This window comes from Bradyrhizobium sp. 45, assembly GCF_023073155.1.
Classification (GTDB): domain Bacteria; phylum Pseudomonadota; class Alphaproteobacteria; order Rhizobiales; family Xanthobacteraceae; genus Bradyrhizobium; species Bradyrhizobium canariense_D.
This window is the reverse complement of record NZ_JADPIX010000154.1, coordinates 261,177-275,696: the sequence shown is the minus strand read 5'-3', so window position 1 is coordinate 275,696 and position 14,520 is coordinate 261,177. Positions and strand designations below refer to the sequence as shown.

The 14,520-nt window shown below is 63.8% G+C and carries 16 protein-coding genes and 2 pseudogenes; 6 read left to right on the top strand and 12 right to left on the bottom strand.

Annotated features, from left to right (window positions below; translation table 11 throughout):
- Positions 1–18: 18 nt before the first annotated feature.
- On the bottom strand, positions 19–588 hold the full coding sequence (locus IVB42_RS38415; protein WP_247391355.1) for a DUF308 domain-containing protein: 570 nt from the start codon (positions 586–588) through the stop codon (positions 19–21).
- 104 nt (positions 589–692) lie between these two features.
- The gene (locus IVB42_RS38410) at positions 693–1,277 is read right to left on the bottom strand and encodes a TetR/AcrR family transcriptional regulator (protein ID WP_085352877.1); all 585 of its coding nucleotides are present in this window, start codon (positions 1,275–1,277) and stop codon (positions 693–695) included.
- Between the two features lie 76 nt (positions 1,278–1,353).
- Between IVB42_RS38410 and IVB42_RS38405 the strand changes: the two genes are divergently transcribed.
- Both IVB42_RS38405 and IVB42_RS38400 read left to right on the top strand, forming a co-directional pair.
- The gene (locus IVB42_RS38405; RefSeq protein ID WP_085395946.1) at positions 1,354–1,851 is read left to right on the top strand and encodes a peptide deformylase; all 498 of its coding nucleotides are present in this window, start codon (positions 1,354–1,356) and stop codon (positions 1,849–1,851) included.
- 59 nt (positions 1,852–1,910) lie between these two features.
- Positions 1,911–2,192 (top strand): annotated as a pseudogene (locus IVB42_RS38400) (GFA family protein); the annotation flags it as partial.
- A 361-nt stretch (positions 2,193–2,553) separates the two neighbouring features.
- On the opposite strand, the gene IVB42_RS38395 reads toward IVB42_RS38400, so the two are convergent.
- Genes IVB42_RS38395 through IVB42_RS38385 form a run of 3 tightly spaced genes read right to left on the bottom strand, consistent with a single transcriptional unit; the run spans position 2,554 to position 4,432 of the window.
- Positions 2,554–2,916, bottom strand: a complete 363-nt coding sequence (locus tag IVB42_RS38395; protein ID WP_018459176.1) for a metalloregulator ArsR/SmtB family transcription factor — start codon at positions 2,914–2,916, stop codon at positions 2,554–2,556.
- Positions 2,916–3,578, bottom strand: a complete 663-nt coding sequence (locus IVB42_RS38390) for an SRPBCC family protein (protein ID WP_247391353.1) — start codon at positions 3,576–3,578, stop codon at positions 2,916–2,918. Before IVB42_RS38390 ends, IVB42_RS38395 begins: the two co-directional genes overlap by 1 nt.
- Before the next feature lie 56 nt (positions 3,579–3,634).
- A complete protein-coding gene (locus IVB42_RS38385) occupies positions 3,635–4,432 on the bottom strand; it encodes a helix-turn-helix transcriptional regulator (protein ID WP_247391351.1) in 798 nt (265 codons plus the stop codon).
- 125 nt (positions 4,433–4,557) lie between these two features.
- On the opposite strand from IVB42_RS38385, the gene IVB42_RS38380 reads away from it, so the two are divergent.
- Positions 4,558–6,108: a carboxylesterase family protein gene (locus tag IVB42_RS38380; protein WP_247396382.1), complete on the top strand. Its 1,551-nt coding sequence runs from the start codon at positions 4,558–4,560 to the stop codon at positions 6,106–6,108.
- Between the two features lie 6 nt (positions 6,109–6,114).
- On the opposite strand, the gene IVB42_RS38375 is transcribed toward IVB42_RS38380, so the two are convergent.
- Positions 6,115–7,371 carry a serine hydrolase gene (locus tag IVB42_RS38375; protein ID WP_247396385.1) on the bottom strand — a complete coding sequence of 419 codons (1,257 nt, stop codon included), beginning with the start codon at positions 7,369–7,371 and terminating at the stop codon, positions 6,115–6,117.
- A 237-nt stretch (positions 7,372–7,608) separates the two neighbouring features.
- On the opposite strand from IVB42_RS38375, the pseudogene IVB42_RS38370 reads away from it, so the two are divergent.
- Positions 7,609–7,958 (top strand): annotated as a pseudogene (locus IVB42_RS38370) (ethanolamine utilization protein).
- A gap of 90 nt (positions 7,959–8,048) precedes the next feature.
- On the opposite strand, the gene IVB42_RS38365 reads toward IVB42_RS38370, so the two are convergent.
- A complete protein-coding gene (locus IVB42_RS38365) occupies positions 8,049–8,807 on the bottom strand; it encodes an SDR family oxidoreductase (RefSeq protein WP_204510964.1) in 759 nt (252 codons plus the stop codon).
- 167 nt (positions 8,808–8,974) lie between these two features.
- Positions 8,975–9,856 carry an AraC family transcriptional regulator gene (locus IVB42_RS38360; RefSeq protein ID WP_247396388.1) on the bottom strand — a complete coding sequence of 294 codons (882 nt, stop codon included), beginning with the start codon at positions 9,854–9,856 and terminating at the stop codon, positions 8,975–8,977.
- Positions 9,857–10,220: 364 nt separating this feature from the next.
- Here IVB42_RS38360 and IVB42_RS38355 point away from each other — a divergent pair, with 364 nt between their 5' ends.
- Positions 10,221–10,568, top strand: coding sequence for a hypothetical protein (locus IVB42_RS38355; RefSeq protein ID WP_085352869.1), 348 nt, complete (start codon positions 10,221–10,223; stop codon positions 10,566–10,568).
- A 91-nt stretch (positions 10,569–10,659) separates the two neighbouring features.
- Here the strand turns inward: IVB42_RS38355 and IVB42_RS38350 are convergent, their stop codons facing one another.
- The 4 genes from IVB42_RS38350 to IVB42_RS38335 form a co-directional block, all read right to left on the bottom strand.
- Positions 10,660–11,226, bottom strand: a complete 567-nt coding sequence (locus IVB42_RS38350; RefSeq protein ID WP_085352868.1) for a suppressor of fused domain protein — start codon at positions 11,224–11,226, stop codon at positions 10,660–10,662.
- Between the two features lie 259 nt (positions 11,227–11,485).
- Entirely contained in the window at positions 11,486–11,890 is a 405-nt protein-coding gene (locus IVB42_RS38345) for a nuclear transport factor 2 family protein (RefSeq protein WP_204510960.1), read from the bottom strand.
- A gap of 1 nt (position 11,891) precedes the next feature.
- On the bottom strand, positions 11,892–12,788 hold the full coding sequence (locus IVB42_RS38340) for an MBL fold metallo-hydrolase (protein ID WP_247396391.1): 897 nt from the start codon (positions 12,786–12,788) through the stop codon (positions 11,892–11,894).
- A gap of 72 nt (positions 12,789–12,860) precedes the next feature.
- Positions 12,861–13,505: a DsbA family protein gene (locus tag IVB42_RS38335; protein ID WP_247396394.1), complete on the bottom strand. Its 645-nt coding sequence runs from the start codon at positions 13,503–13,505 to the stop codon at positions 12,861–12,863.
- A 110-nt stretch (positions 13,506–13,615) separates the two neighbouring features.
- On the opposite strand from IVB42_RS38335, the gene IVB42_RS38330 reads away from it, so the two are divergent.
- A complete protein-coding gene (locus tag IVB42_RS38330; protein ID WP_247396397.1) occupies positions 13,616–14,515 on the top strand; it encodes a LysR family transcriptional regulator in 900 nt (299 codons plus the stop codon).
- The last annotated feature ends 5 nt before the right edge of the window (positions 14,516–14,520 follow it).

Below are 14,520 nucleotides of genomic sequence, written 5' to 3'. Positions count from 1 at the left end.
GGCTTGAATGGCAAGGCTTCAAACAGCCGCGCTACGCCGCCACTCGCCGACCGTGAGCCAGACCGCCGAGACCAGGAAGTAGAGCGCACCGACTGCAGCATAGCCCGCGACATTCGCGATCGCGGGCATCGTGGCCTGAAAGATGAAGAAGCCGCCTGCGAGAGCCGACTGGCCCCCGCTGAGCACCATGGCCCATTGCGCGCCAAAACTCCGCCAGCGCTGGATGGCCGTTCCGAGTTGGAGCAATCCCGACAGGATCGCCCATGCCCCGAAGATTCCGAGCACCCGGTTCATGCTCATCTGCAAGGTCACAAGCACCGCGACGGTGGTCGCCAGGCTGACCACAACGTTCAGAGCCTGCGGGCGGCTTTGAGCGAGTCCGCCGCTGCGAACCGCGTCCGCGAAGTTGGCAGCGGCGTCCCATGCGGGATAGAGGACGAGCAAGGCGCCGGCGATCACTGGAGAAGAAGCCCCGGCGGCAAACGCAGCAGCGACCCAGGCAACCGAGAACGCCGCTCGCACGAAGTAATATTGCTTCAGCCATCGCTCGCGGTCGCAATGAACCGGATTCAATTGATATCGCGCCATCGCAGTCTCTCCTATACCTACTAGTTGGTAGTTTTCTTACACACACGAAACCGTCTTCGATCCAGCCCACTTGCTGGCTATCGTCATCGTCTCGCCGATGTCTCTCAGTGCTTGTTGGACAGCCGGTCCAGCAGCGGGGTGGTAATCACACCGAACATCTTTGGATCGCCATAGGCACGCGCCGACAGCATGGCGCCGTGAATGGTCGCCATGAATCCTTCGGCCTCGACGCGGGCTGTGCCGGAGAGTTTGAGTTGCCCTTTCCGCTTGCCACGCTCCATGACGGCCGTCAGCCAGGAAGCCAAGGAGCGGAAGTGCGCACGGACTTCGAGCGCAACCTCCTCCGGCAGGATCGGAAGCTCGCTGGCCAGCAGCGCGCACACGCAGAACGGCGCTGTCGCATCATTGATGCACGCCTTCCAGTACGCGACATAGTTTTCGAGCTGGTCGCGCGGATCAGGGACATTGCGCTCGAGCGCGGACAGTCCCGCCTCGGCTTCGGCGCGGTAGCGCGACACGAGCGTGCGGACCAGATCGACCTTGCTGGCGAAATGATGGTGGATGCTCGGCTTGCGGATACCGACCACCTCGGCCACGTCGGCGTAGCTGAAACCATTGTAGCCGCCCGCGATGATCAAGCTGCGCGCGCAGGCCAGGATGTCGTCGGCTGTCGAGGAAACGTGGGTCATGGTCCCTAGCTACCTTCCAGTTGGTAGGGCGTCAAGAACGGGATGCTTCAACCATCCGTGAGTGCTAGGAGCTTGCATGACCATTCGCCCGATCGTCCGCTATCCCGACCGCCGGCTCGCCATGCCGGCTCACCCCGTCACCGCGTTCGACGATGCGCTCCGCGAGCTTGCAAATGATCTGCTCGAGACTATGCGCGCCGCGCCCGGCATCGGCATCACGGCGCCGCATGTCGGCGTGCCCTTGCGCGTCGTCGTGCTCGAGCTCGACGCCAGGGACGGTGCACAGACCTATGTCAATCCGGAGATCGAATGGGCCTCACCCGAGATGATCCTGCATCGCGAAGGCAGCGTCTCGATGCCCGGCGTCAACGACGAGGTCCAGCGCCACGCCCGCGTGCGGATCAGCTATCGGGATCTCGACGGCAGCATGCACAAAGAGGAGTCGGAAGCCTTGCGTGCTGTCTGCCACCAGCACGAGATCGACCAGCTCGACGGCATGTTCTGGATCCAGCGCCTGTCGCGGCTGAAGCGGGAGCGGCTGGTGAAGAGGTTCGAGAAGATGTCGCGCGAGTGAGCGGGCCGGCAAATATCCGGCTTGTGTGAAATCGCGCCGGCCCGTTGGGAGGGAGACGAATGACATATTCAGGTCGTTGTGCCTGCGGCGCGGTTTGTTACACCATTGCGTCCGCGCCGATCCGCGGCTTCCAATGCCAGTGCAGCGACTGTCAGCGCGATACCGGCAGCGGCCACAGCTCCATCTTCGTGTTCGCGCGCAGCGCAGTCGCGGTGACAGGCGAGGTGCGCGAAATCGAGCGCACTGCCGTCAGCGGAGCGGTCAAGCGCAAAGGGTTCTGTCCGAACTGCGGCTCGCCCATCTACAACAAGCCGGACGAGAAGCCGGACTTAATCGGCATCTATGTCGGCACGCTGGACGATGCCAGCACGTTCAAACCGTCCGTCGTGCTGTTCTGCTCGCGCGGATATGCCTGGGATCACCTCGATCCCGAGATTCCCAAACTCCCGGATGGCACCCGGGATCGCGCTGATTTCTTGCAGATTGGGGGACAGCCAATGGCGATGAGCTTCGAGCTATCGATGCTGCCCGCCGCAATCGTCTGGGGCTTTGTACAGCTTGTCGCCGCCGCGCAGGCCGCGAACCTGCAGTACGGCCTCAGATGGGCCGCCAGCCCGGGCGACACCGAGATGCCGCCGCTTAAGCCCATCCCCCGCCGGGCAAAGAACGGAAACGTCTCCATGAGGCGTGGCCGCGATGCCTTCACGCCCGCTTCCCGCTCCGCTTGCTCATTGGCGCGTTACGACGCTCGCGTTTGCCGCGCGCGATTTCCGTCGCCAGCGCATCCAGCTTCGGCTCCCAGAAATTGCGGAACTGACCGATCCATGCATCCACCGCTTGGAGGCCCGCAGCATCGACCGAATAGAGCCGTCTTTGCGCCTCCGCCCGAACCGTCGCGAAGCCGCTCTCGCGCAGCACCTTGAGGTGCTGCGACACGGCGGCCTGCGTGATCCCGAACTCCGCTCCGATCACTTCGACGACCTCGCCGGACGCCATCTCGCCGGGCGCAAGCAGCTCGAGGATGCGACGGCGGACGGGGTCGGCAAGGACCTCGAAGATTTGCATCAGCTTCCTGTGCCCGGATGCGCCACGTCGGGCGGCGTCTCGCCGCGATAGAAAGCGATGGTACGGTCCGACCGCTGTTTCGCGGACGCAGGATCCACGCCGCTTGCGACATGCGCTGCGCGCCAATACTCGCCGCTGCTCGTCATGAATTCCTTGCCCGCGGGAGAGCCCATCCATGCCTCGGCCGTCTCATGGTCGACCGATGCCCCGGTCGCAACATATCGCTCCAGCCCGGCAATGGCGAGATCCCAGCCGATCCCGACTGCCCCTGGACCGAACTGATTCCAATGATCCTCGATCATCGCGGTGTGCTCGAGCGTCAGCCGCGCCTGGCTTCGTTCTGCCGTCAGCTTGACGTCGATCCAGCTCATCGCGCCGCCGAATTCCCAGGTCGCCGCAAAATGGGTCGGCGGCGTACATGCCGTGATGGTCCCGCCTGTATTCCCCTTGAGCTGGTATTTTCCGCCGAGCCGGAGATCTCCCTCGACCGGCAAGAACCAGCGCGGAATGCGTTGCTCGCTGGTCACTGCGTCCCAGAGATCGTCGACGCTGGTCTCGTAAAGCCGCGTCAGTGTCACCGCACTGGCTGCCTTCCCGTCCTTCTCGAAATTCCTCACCGAACGCGTAACCAGCCCTAATACCCTGACGACGTCGATCTCCATGGCGCTCCTCCTTGTCGTTTCGTGCCAGGATTAATATCGGTCGACGCTAATATAAGTCAATTCTTATATTCAGGGAAAATACCGCTCAGATATTTCCCTGGTGGTTTCCCGAGCGCCTTCTTGAACATGGTGATGAAGGCCGCGACGGAGTCGTAGCCGAGATCGGCGGACACCTGCTGCACGCTCGCGCCGGACGTCAGCTCCCGCAAGGCGACGATCAGGTGCAATTGCTGGCGCCACCGCCCGAAGCTTAAGCCCGTCTCCCTGACCACGAGACGCGCGAGGCTGCTCTCGCTCAGCGTGACGCGATCGGCCCATTCGGCCAGCGTCCTGCGATCGGAAGGGTTTTTCGCCAGCGCCGCGGCAATCTTCTTCAACCGCGGCTCGGGCGAGAGCGGCAGATGCAGCTGCTGAACCGGCATGCGGGGAAGCTCGCGCAGCAGGACGCTCGCCAGAAGCTCCACCCTCGCCTCGTCATCCGCGATCTGATTGGCCAGCTCGACGATCACTTCACGCAGCAGTGGGGAGATCGAAAGCGTGCAGCACCGATCCGGCAGGTCCACGACCTCAGGCTCGATGTAGACGAAAAACAGCCGGGCGTTTTCCGTCGCGAGGTTGCTGTGCTGCATGCCTCCTGGAATCCACACCGCGCAATGCGGCGGCACCATCCACAGACCGGTGGGAACGCGGCACGTCACGGCGCCGCCCAGCGCAAAGACAAGTTGCCCCTTGCGGTGCCTGTGATCGGGCACCTCGTCCTTGGTCCCGATCACGTCGACGCGCACGGCGATAACGGGCGCGGAGACATCATCCACATCAAGATCAGGCCATGGAAAACGGAGCGGCTGCCGCATGTTGCCGGTTTTTAGAAATTGATTGGCAGAACATCTAAATCGAGCGAAGAGGAATGTCGATAGGGTGCCGCCTGAACCTGCCCGGGGGCGTCCGGGCGCCGCCCACGCTATCGAAAGAAACGGCCATGCATGGTTTCACGAGTACGACAGCAGCCGGGCTGCAACGCGTGGTCCGCACGCAAGCGGGGGCCGTGCGTGGCGGCCCGCGCGATGCAAGCGGCGTGATCGCGTTCAAAGGCATTCCCTACGCAGCACCGCCGGTCGGGCCTCTGCGTTGGTGCGCTCCGCAGCCCCCGGAGTCCTGGGATGGCGTGCGCGATGCGCTTGTGTTCGGCGCGGGGTGTCTATCGGCGCTCGAAAACGACCCGCGGCCGGGACCGCGCGACGAGGATTGCCTCTATCTCAACATCTGGACCGCGGCGAAGCACGCGGATGAGAACCGGCCCGTGATGGTGTGGATTCACGGCGGCGGCTTTCAGTTCGGCTCCTCGGCGAATCCCGCAACCGATGGCAACGCGCTAGCAGCGAAAGGTGTCGTCGTCGTCAGCTTCAACTACCGCCTCGGCATCTTAGGCTTCTTCGCCCACCCCGATCTCGACGCGGAGGCGCCTTCAGGCAATTACGGCCTGCAGGATCAACTGGCGGCGCTGCGCTGGGTCAAGGCCAACATCGCCGGCTTCGGCGGCGACCCCGAGAACGTCACCGTGTTCGGCGAATCCGCCGGCGCCATGGCCATCGGAATCCTGATCGCCTCGCCGCTCGCGCACGGACTGTTTCACAAGGCCATAGGACAGAGCGGCGCGTTCTGGGATGGCAAACACGGCCCGCTTCAGGGCTTTGAAGAAGCCCGCGCGCGTGGTCTCGCTTTTGCCCGGCAACAGGACAACGCGTCGATCGCAGCTTTGCGCAGCATGCCGGCCGATTCGTTGAATGCAGCCGCGCCGTGGAGTTTCAGGACCAGCCCGGTCGTGACGGCCTTCTCGCCGAGTATCGATGGTCTTGTCGTTCCTGATGTGCCCGCGCGGCGCTTCCGGCGCGGCGAACAGATGCACATCCCGCTGCTGGCGGGCTGGAATGCGGCCGAGGAATTTCCTTTCCGTTCGCAGTCACTCCCCGATCAATCGGCACAAGTCTTTCTCGCCGCGGCCGAAGCGATGTTCGGGAAGGAGCGCATGACCGATTTCTTGAAGGTCTATCCCGCGGCGACGGATGCGGAGGCCAGGACTTCCGCGGCGGCGCTCACGGGCGACATCGTGGTCGGCGAGCAATGCTGGCAGTGGCTGCGTCTGCATCGGCGCGGGGGACGAGCGCCGGTCTACGGCTATCACTTCAGCTATACCTCGCACTACACGCCGATCGCCTCGCACGTGACTGAAATTCCGTTCGTGTTCGGCACACTCACTCCGCAACAGGTGATCGGCAGCTCGGCACCGCCGGCCGAAGAGGACCGCGCTCTGGCGCGGACCATGATGGCCTATTGGGTGAATTTCGCAGCGCACGGCGATCCCAACGGATCAGGCCTGCCACCCTGGCCCACCTATGACGAGAACGACGTCGTGCAGATCCTGGGCACACCGATCGAAGCCCGTCCCAATCCGCAAGCCGCCCGGTTCCGCTTCATCGACAGTTTCAGGCAGGACGGCATTCTGCCGATGCGCTGGCGGGAGCTGCCATAGGCGGCCTCACCCGGCCGCCATCAGCTCCTTCGCCAGCGCCATGTAGGCCGGCAGCGTCACGGGATCGTTGGCGGCGTTGCCCGCTGCGGGGTGCGAGGCGTAGCGCGCGATCACCATCTCGGCCTTGGGATCGATATAGATGCCCTGCCCGTGAACGCCGCGCGCCATATAGGCGCCGTGGGCGTTGTGCGTGACCCACCATTGATTGCGATAGGAGGCACCTGTTAGCGTGGTGTAGCCAGCCGGCTTAAATTTTTCGGGATCGCCGCCGCGCGCGATGTCCTCGACGACAGATGAAGGCACGATCTGCCGGCCGTTGAAGCGGCCGTGATTGCGCATGGTCTCGCCGAATCGGGCGAGATCGCGCAAGCAGGTCGACAGGCCGCCGCCGCCGCTTTCGGTGCCGATGCGATCGACGTGGTAATGCGCGTCTTCCTCCGCGCCCATCGGCTGCCAGATGCGCTCGGAGAGCAGATCGGACAACGTCACGCCGCTGACGCGCCGGATGATCCAGGCCAGCACGTCGGAATTGACAGTCTTGTAGGCAAAGACCTTGCCGTGCTCGCCCTGCTTCTTTTGCCCGACCAGGAAATCGAAGATGGTGGTCGCACCGTCATAGTCGGGTGGAATCGGCGCCATGCCGTTGGCGCGCCGCAGTCCCCACACATGCGAGTTCTTGTCGGTGTAGACCTCGGTGTATTCGAGCCCGGTGGTCATATCCATGACCTCGTGCACGCGCGCGTCGCCGAACGCGCTCGCCTTCAGCTCCGGCACATAGTCCGTGACGGGCGCCTGCGGATCGATCTTGCCCTCGGCGACCAGAATGCCGGCGAGCACGCCCGTGAACGATTTTGTCACCGACATCGCGATATGCGGCTTATGCGGCTTCAACGCGCCGAAATAGCGTTCATAGATCAGCTTGCCCCGATGCAGCACGGCGATGCCGTCGGTGTAGGTCTCCTCGAGCATCTTCGCGAACGTCATGGGCCGCCCGTCCATGGTGGTCGAGGCCGACGCGCCGATGTCATGGTCTTGCCGCGGCAGCACCGACGCAGGCTCCGCCCCGCGCCAGACATTCACGGTCGGCACCAGCTGGCGGATGTTGCTCCATGCCCAGCGTAGCTCGGGGAAGCTGCGGAACGAACCATCCTGGAAGCTGATGGTGCGGTCCGGAGACGGCGGGAAGCCTTTCATCCAGCCGAGTGTTTCGGGATCGGTTTCGGCGGCGGTTGCGGGCGACTGACTCGGCGCGGTGGCAGACATGAACATTGGCTCCGGAAGCGAACGACGGGGGTTTCGTATCATGGAGACGCGTGGCGAACATCCAGTGTTTGCGCCGAGGCGACCGTCGCCGTGGGCTGGGCACCAATCGTCTCCTGCGCGCCAGCCATCGTCGCACCATCTGCGTCAAACGGTCCCGCAAGGCGCGCTGAACAAAACACTTGCCTGAGGCTTCTATCGTCCTCAACCCGCCCACTTTGAAAAGACGGAAGACATCTCATGCAAGTTCGCAAGTTTGCCATCTGGACGCAACGCTCGAGCGTTCGCCCGGCCAGGATGGCGACATATTCGTCGGCAACATGATCGACCAGCGTCACGGCGCGCCGATCACCATCGGCTACGGCCGCTACGCGCCGAACCAGATCCTCGACGAGACAATCGCCATCGACGACGTCATGATCGTGCTCGAAGGGAAGCTCTCGGTGTCGAGCAACGCCGGCACCGTGACCGCCGGTCCGGGCGAGACCGTCCACATGCCCAAGGGCACGCAGGTCACCATTCGCTCGCATGAGCAAGGCGCCGTCACCGCCTATGTCACCTATCCGCACTGGCAGGAGGCGCACGGGTGAAGCAGGCCTTTCGCGCACTGCGCGCCCCGCTATCAATTGGCTCGATCGACGGCGCAGAACCCCGTCGGTAGAGCCCGAGCGGATTCGTGGTCAGGTCAGGCGGACCGACATGCCGCCGTCAACCGTCATGGGGCTGCCCGTCATGAACGATGCCCGGTCGCTCAGGAGAAAAACCGCCGCCTGCGCGATCTCCTTGGGACTGGCCATCCGCTTCATCGGGTGGAGCCCGGCGATGAAATTCAGGGCGTCGGGATTTCCTTCGCCCGCCGCCGGGGTGATGGTCCCTCCAGGCAGAAGCGCGTTGACGCGAATGCCTTCGGCCGCATGCTCGGCGCCCAGTGATTGAGCCAGGCCGATCAGTCCTGCCTTTGAGGCTGCGTACGCCGCCATTCCCGGCAGGCCCCCGTTGCTGAAGCCAACGAAGGACGAGGTGAAAACGATCGAACCGCCGCCCTGCTTGCGCAGTGCCGGGATCTGCGCCTTCGCGCTGAGGAACGCCGAGGTGAGATTCACCGCAAGCACATCGGTCCAGTTTTCGACGCTCATCTCGGGGACTGGCGTCATCTCGCCGACAATGCCGGCATTGTTGAAAGCGCCGTCGAGCTTTCCGAAAGTCTTGACGGCGTGCTCGACAAGGCGGGCTGCATGGCCGGTGTCCCGAACATCCCCGGCGAGAAACGTCGCGCGCCCTCCGGCGCTCTTGATGCTTGCAACAACGGCCTGCAGCTCGGGGCCGCGACGCGCCCCGAGCACCACATCGGCGCCTTCGGACGCGAACAACGATGCTGCGGCAGCACCGATACCGCTGCTGGCGCCGGTTACGATGATCGTCTTGTTTGCCAGTTCCACCGTGAGACTCTCCTGATGTCAAAAAGGAGCCGAACAAGACATCAGGCACCAGCGAGCTGCCACCCGTTTCCCGAGTTGAACGCGGGATCACATCGTGGCGGTATTGATCCGCGAATGGCGGCCTGCCGGTCTCCGCGATCGGAGTGACAGGCCGCCGTCAGCAGACGCTACTTCAGCGGCAAGAAAACGTCCGCGACCGTCTCGTGCTCCGGCACCTCCGGGAACAGGCTCAGCCGCTGGCAATAGATCGGGAAGTCGCGCGCTTCTTCGCCGCTGGCGGGAAGCCAGTCGCGATAAAGGAAGAGCGCGGCCGGCTCGAGATTGTCGGTGTAGCCGACGACGCGCAGCACCGCGCAGCGTCCGCCGGGGATCTCGCTGGCCCTGATTTCTTCGCCGTTCGCCACGATCGCTTGTGCGGTCCCGACGCAAAGGTCCACGCTGTAATCGGCGGGTGATGCAGGCCGCCGCTCGGAACGCCAGACATTGAAGGTCGGACTTGTGCTGGGGTGCAGGTGAGCCGCCTTGCGCCACGCGATGAAGCGCTGGATTGTGGCGGGAAGCGTCGCCGGGTCGCCGCGATGCTCCATGATCGCCACCGGTGTCGGGGGCACATCGCGGATCGTCACGTCGTCAGTGGTAAGGGTCTTCTGCATGAGCTTGCTCCTCGCATTGTCGAGAGGCCCTAAGGCCGCAAGCCACGGCTCCCAGTCGGGAGACTTCCGGAACGACGACGGAGATTGCCCGAACCGTTGCCGAAAGGCGCGGGCGAAGGCATCCGGTGCGTCGTAACCGGCATCCATCGCAACATCCGTGACATCAAGGGCGTCCATATAGGCCAGCTGGTGCGAAGCGCGCTTCATGCGGGCCAGCTGGACATAGCGATGCACAGATAATCCGAAGGTTGCCGAGAACTGCCGGTGGAAATGAAATTTCGAGAAGGCGGCAACAGCGCTTAAGCCGTCCAGGTCCAGATCTCCGTCGAGATGCCGGTCGATATGGTCCAGCACTCGTCGCATGCGGTCCTGATAGTTTTGCAGCGCCGCCTTCATCGTCCCTCCTCCGTGGCGGCGCCATCTAGTCGCTGACGGCCATGACACGCTCGACCGATCTTGCGGTTTGGCACGGATCGCTAGCCCGGATGGAGCTACGTCCGGCAACTGGTTTCCTCAGGGAAGACCACACCGATTGCAAGCACCTTCCTCTACGCGTTAGACTGTCGGCCCCCCTTCACCCACAAAGTGGGCGTTCCCCTTCAAGATGTCAGTACGGATGAACTGCCTTCCTCTGCACGAACTGGCGCCCGACTTCGAACGCTTCATCCGCGATCTCGAGGACTTCAATCGTGGCTGATGCGGTCACCGGCCATCCGGGCTGCGGCTTCAGGGAAATCTCATTCGCAAACGGAATCCAAGCATGACTGCAACTCTATCCATCGTCGTCCTGGCTGCCGAGCTCCTCATCAGCGCGTTGGGCGCGTTCGTATCAATTGCCGCGCTTGGCTTCGCGGGAGAGGTCACGCGATCCAGGGATTTGACCGCCTTTGGCTGGGTTTTGGGGGCGCTCTACTTCGTTGTCACCTTTACACCCCTCGTCGCAACCGCATGGGTGGCACACAGAAGGTTTGTTTCAGACAAAGCGTTCCCGGTGCTCGAAGTCATTTCGTCGCCGTACCTGGTCCCGGTGGTGCTGTGGGTTGGCGCAGCGATTTTCTGCATTGGGCTGTTGGCATTTCAAAACGGTGCGGGGCTGGCGCCGCGGTAGGGAGACGCGAAGCGATACCCATCGGGCCGAATGCCATCAGCATCCTCCAGGCGAAGCGCAGGCGTCCACGAAGATAGCGGCGGTCAGGGTATCAAAGAGCGCTGGGACGATCGATGTCAAACACATCGATCTGTCGGTCCTGGAGCAGATCCTCCAGCGCTTCGGGCCCGTTCGCCAGCGCGTAGTCCCGCTCGGCGTCGGAAATAGGCAGTACCTGCAGCCAGGCGACGGACTTGGCCGAGAAGGACTGTGTTTCCAGGTCCCACACGAACGGAGAGATGAGCATGGCGTGCTTCATCTCGCGCCCTTCGCCATACAGTTCCAGGGCTCGCGGAATGACGACGCCGGGCAAGGGTGTGATCTCGCCCTTCTTGATGCTGAAAGCGCAAGTCGCGATCATGTTGGCGCCCTCGGCCGTCGCCAGAGCCAGCAGAATCTCGACGCCCAGGGCCTTGCCGCCAGACGTCAGGCCGGTTTTTGCGTCAGAGAGCGCGAGGCTGGCATAAGTGGAAACGCCTCCTGCCGGCACGTCCTTGATGATCATGATGTCGACGTCACTGACGTGGGCGTCATCCCAATATTTCGTAACCGTCGGTGAACCCTGCGTAACATCTCTCAGATAGCGGGCGAGAGATTTGTTGTCTTCCGAAACCGCCATGGCTCCTCACGTCAAAAATCCAAGGTCGTCGGCAGTCATATCTTCAACACCATGACTGCGAGCATACGATCGCCGCTCTGGCCTGTCGTGGGACCTCGGTATAGACGGGGCCGGCGGTCATATCCATGACCACGTTCTGGCGCGCGGTGGACTTCCTCGGCCAGGCACAATTCCATCAAGATCTAGCAGACGCCGGAACGAAAAAGGGGAGCCCGCATGTCGCGGGCTCCCCCTCCTGCATTCCGACGTGATGCGGCTGTTACCGGCCGGCAGGCTCCAATGCCTTTTGCACCATCGCGGTGTCGACATATTGGGTCATGCTGGCGATCTTGCCGTCCTTCACCAGATAGAGATGCGCGAAATTGGCGCGCATGGACTTGCCCGTCGCCTTGTAGGTCCCGGAGTAGACGCCGAAGGCGGCGACGCGGTCGCCGTCTTCGAGATAGGTGTGAACATCGGCGCGGTAGCCGGTCCATTCGATGGCGAGACGCCGGAACACGCCTGATATGATCGCCTCGGCCCCGACATAGGTGCCCGCGTATGGAAACCCTTCCGCTTCGGTCCATGCGGCATCGGGAGCGAGAGCGGCCAGCAAGTTGCGGCCGTTCTCTTCCGACGATGATCCCTCATAGGTGGCGCGGATCAGGTCGAGGTTCGCCCCCATCTCAACCCCACTTCATCTCGCCGGTGGCGACCTTGGCGCCGATGTCGAGCGCAACGCCCATGCCGAGGCCGGGGAAGCGCGCTTCCATCGCCGCCTTGAGCGCCGCCGAATCCTTGGTTTTGGCCAACTCTTCGTCGAACGCCTTGAGGTAGGCGATGGTGTGCTCGACACCGGACAGGTCGGTCTTCGCATCCGCCGACAAATGGCCGGGCACGACGATCGCCGGCTTGCGCGCCGCGATCTTTTCGAGATTGGCGATCCAGGCGGCGCGCTGCTCCCTGGTCGGCGTGTCGGCGGTCCAGACATGGACGCCGGAGAAGATCAGCACGCCGCCGAACACCGCGTTGAGCGAGGGTACGAACAGATAGCGCCGGTTGGCCAGGCCGTCGGCGCTGACGATCTCGATGGTCTCGCCGTCGACGCTGAGCGTCTTGCCGTCGAACGCTTCGGGGATGACCACATCGGCCAGCACCTGCGGGCCGTTCGCCTTGAGTTGCGGCCCCCAGACGGCAAGCTTCTTTTCGACGCTGGCGTGAATGGCCGCCAATGTCGCTGGCGACGCGAGCACGCGGGCCTCGGGGAAGACAGCCTTGATCGCGCCGAGGCTGAAATAATAATCCGGGTCCGACTGGCTGATATAGATGGTGGTGAGCTTCTTGCCGGTGGCCTTGATGGCGTCGGCGACAGCCTTGCCATCGGACAGCGTGAAGCCGCCATCGATCAGCACGGCTTCGCTCGGCCCGGACACCAGAACGGGCGCCCGGAAGAAGCCGTTCTGTCCGGCCGGAAAATGCTTCCAGGCGAGCCCGCCCGCGGCATGGCCGAGGCCTGCGCGTGCGAAGACGGCGGCGGCGCCCGCGGCGAGAGTGGTTTTCATGATGGTTCTCCTTGTCAGCATGTTGGTCTCCTGGTGCTTGTCTACGATTGCGAAATGAAAGCTGGATGGTCCGGTCTCTGTTGATCGCGGCGCTCAGGCCGCCTTCAGTCCGTCGACGAGGACGTCCAGGCTGCCGAACAGGGCGCTTGCCTGCACGAGGCGGCGGTCATCGCCGGCCCCTACGATCAGGGCCGGGACGCCGCTGACGCCGAACCGGCGCATCTCGGCACGCGCGGCCTCGAGGCGTGCGCGATACGCGGCGATCAACGCGGCGTCGGGGCTCGCCAGGCGCGCGGCAACCTCCGGCAAATTCATCGCGCGCAGCACATCCGACAGAACGGAGATGTCCGTGCTGTCGCGGCCCTCGACATAGCGGACGAGCTGGAAGGCCTTCAGCGCCGCGAACTCCCGATCAGGCGCCGTGAGCGCGACAGCCGTGAGCGCCAGTGTCGCCGGACCGGAATCGAACAGGCGCGTACGGTCGCCCAGCACATCGCGGCGATAGGCTTCGCTGAAGGGCTGGCCGCTCAAGCGCGAAATCCGCTGGTCGTTGCTCCAGGCATAAGCGGCAAAGCCGTCGTCCATCGGACGGGCGCCCTCGCCGGCGAACAGACCTGTCGGCGCAAGTTCGACAGCGAAATCCGGACGGGTCACGAGCTGTTCGAGCAGCGTGGCGGCGCCGTAGCACCAGCCGCAGAGCGGATCGAACAGGTAGGTGATTTGAATGGGCGCGGACATGGCGATCTCCTTGAACCGCAATGTGGCACGCGCACATTGGTAGATAAATATCAACAAAACAGACATAATGTATGGTATTGACTGACAATAAATCTGACCGGACAGAGCCCATGAACCTGAACCGACTGGCCTACTTCGCAGCCGTCGTGGACAGCGGATCGTTCACGCGGGCCGCCGAACGGCTCGGCATCACCAAGGCCGTGGTGAGCCAGCAGGTGGCGCAGCTGGAGCGCGATCTCGGCACCAGCCTGCTCGTGCGCACGACGCGCCGGGTTCATCCGACCGAGGCGGGCCGCATGTTTCATTCGCGCTGCGTCATGATCCTGCGCGAAGCGGAGGATGCCTTCGACGAGCTCGCTCAGGCAGCCGCCGCGCCGACCGGCACCTTGCGGATCACGGCGCCCAACGACTACGGCACCGCCGTCGTCATCGCCGTCGTCACGGCCTACGCGGCACGCTATCCCCACTGCCGCGTGGAGTTGACGCTCGAAGATCAGACCGTCGATCTCGCCTCAGGCCAGATCGACATGGCGATCCGTGTGGGGTGGCTGGTCGATTCCAACCTGCAGGCGCGCAAGATCGGATCGTTCCGGCAATGTCTGGTCGGCGCTCCCGCATTCGCGGATCGGATCGCCGCCGCGCGCGATCCCGACGAATTGGTGACGCTGCCGTTCATCGCCAACATGGCGCTGCGCGAGCCGTTGCTGTGGCAGTTCTCGCGCGGTGATCTCGACCGACGCGCCGTGCGCCTGCAGGCGAGCATCGCCATCGACACGACGCCGGGGGTGCTCGCAGCGGTGCTCGCCGGCGGCGGCCTTTCGGTGCTGCCGGATTTCCTGGTGGCCGACGATCTCGCGGCGGGCCGCCTCATCCACATCCTGCCGCAATGGCAACTGCCATCCGGCGGCATCCACACGGTCTACCCCGCAGCCCGCTTCCGCCCGCCGAAGGTGACCGCGTTTGTGGAGATGCTGATTGCGGCTCAGCGGCGGGCGGGTACGAGCGCATGAGCCGT

Bases quoted from the DNA above. Each gene is read 5' to 3' on its own strand.
- IVB42_RS38415 (WP_247391355.1), bottom strand. From the start codon at position 588: ATGGCGCGATATCAATTGAATCCGGTTCATTGCGACCGCGAGCGATGG.
- IVB42_RS38410 (WP_085352877.1), bottom strand. From the start codon at position 1,277: ATGACCCACGTTTCCTCGACAGCCGACGACATCCTGGCCTGCGCGCGC.
- IVB42_RS38405 (WP_085395946.1), top strand. From the start codon at position 1,354: ATGACCATTCGCCCGATCGTCCGCTATCCCGACCGCCGGCTCGCCATG.
- IVB42_RS38395 (WP_018459176.1), bottom strand. From the start codon at position 2,916: ATGCAAATCTTCGAGGTCCTTGCCGACCCCGTCCGCCGTCGCATCCTC.
- IVB42_RS38390 (WP_247391353.1), bottom strand. From the start codon at position 3,578: ATGGAGATCGACGTCGTCAGGGTATTAGGGCTGGTTACGCGTTCGGTG.
- IVB42_RS38385 (WP_247391351.1), bottom strand. From the start codon at position 4,432: ATGCGGCAGCCGCTCCGTTTTCCATGGCCTGATCTTGATGTGGATGAT.
- IVB42_RS38380 (WP_247396382.1), top strand. From the start codon at position 4,558: ATGCATGGTTTCACGAGTACGACAGCAGCCGGGCTGCAACGCGTGGTC.
- IVB42_RS38375 (WP_247396385.1), bottom strand. From the start codon at position 7,371: ATGTCTGCCACCGCGCCGAGTCAGTCGCCCGCAACCGCCGCCGAAACC.
- IVB42_RS38360 (WP_247396388.1), bottom strand. From the start codon at position 9,856: ATGAAGGCGGCGCTGCAAAACTATCAGGACCGCATGCGACGAGTGCTG.
- IVB42_RS38355 (WP_085352869.1), top strand. From the start codon at position 10,221: ATGACTGCAACTCTATCCATCGTCGTCCTGGCTGCCGAGCTCCTCATC.
- IVB42_RS38350 (WP_085352868.1), bottom strand. From the start codon at position 11,226: ATGGCGGTTTCGGAAGACAACAAATCTCTCGCCCGCTATCTGAGAGAT.
- IVB42_RS38345 (WP_204510960.1), bottom strand. From the start codon at position 11,890: ATGGGGGCGAACCTCGACCTGATCCGCGCCACCTATGAGGGATCATCG.
- IVB42_RS38340 (WP_247396391.1), bottom strand. From the start codon at position 12,788: ATGCTGACAAGGAGAACCATCATGAAAACCACTCTCGCCGCGGGCGCC.
- IVB42_RS38335 (WP_247396394.1), bottom strand. From the start codon at position 13,505: ATGTCCGCGCCCATTCAAATCACCTACCTGTTCGATCCGCTCTGCGGC.
- IVB42_RS38330 (WP_247396397.1), top strand. From the start codon at position 13,616: ATGAACCTGAACCGACTGGCCTACTTCGCAGCCGTCGTGGACAGCGGA.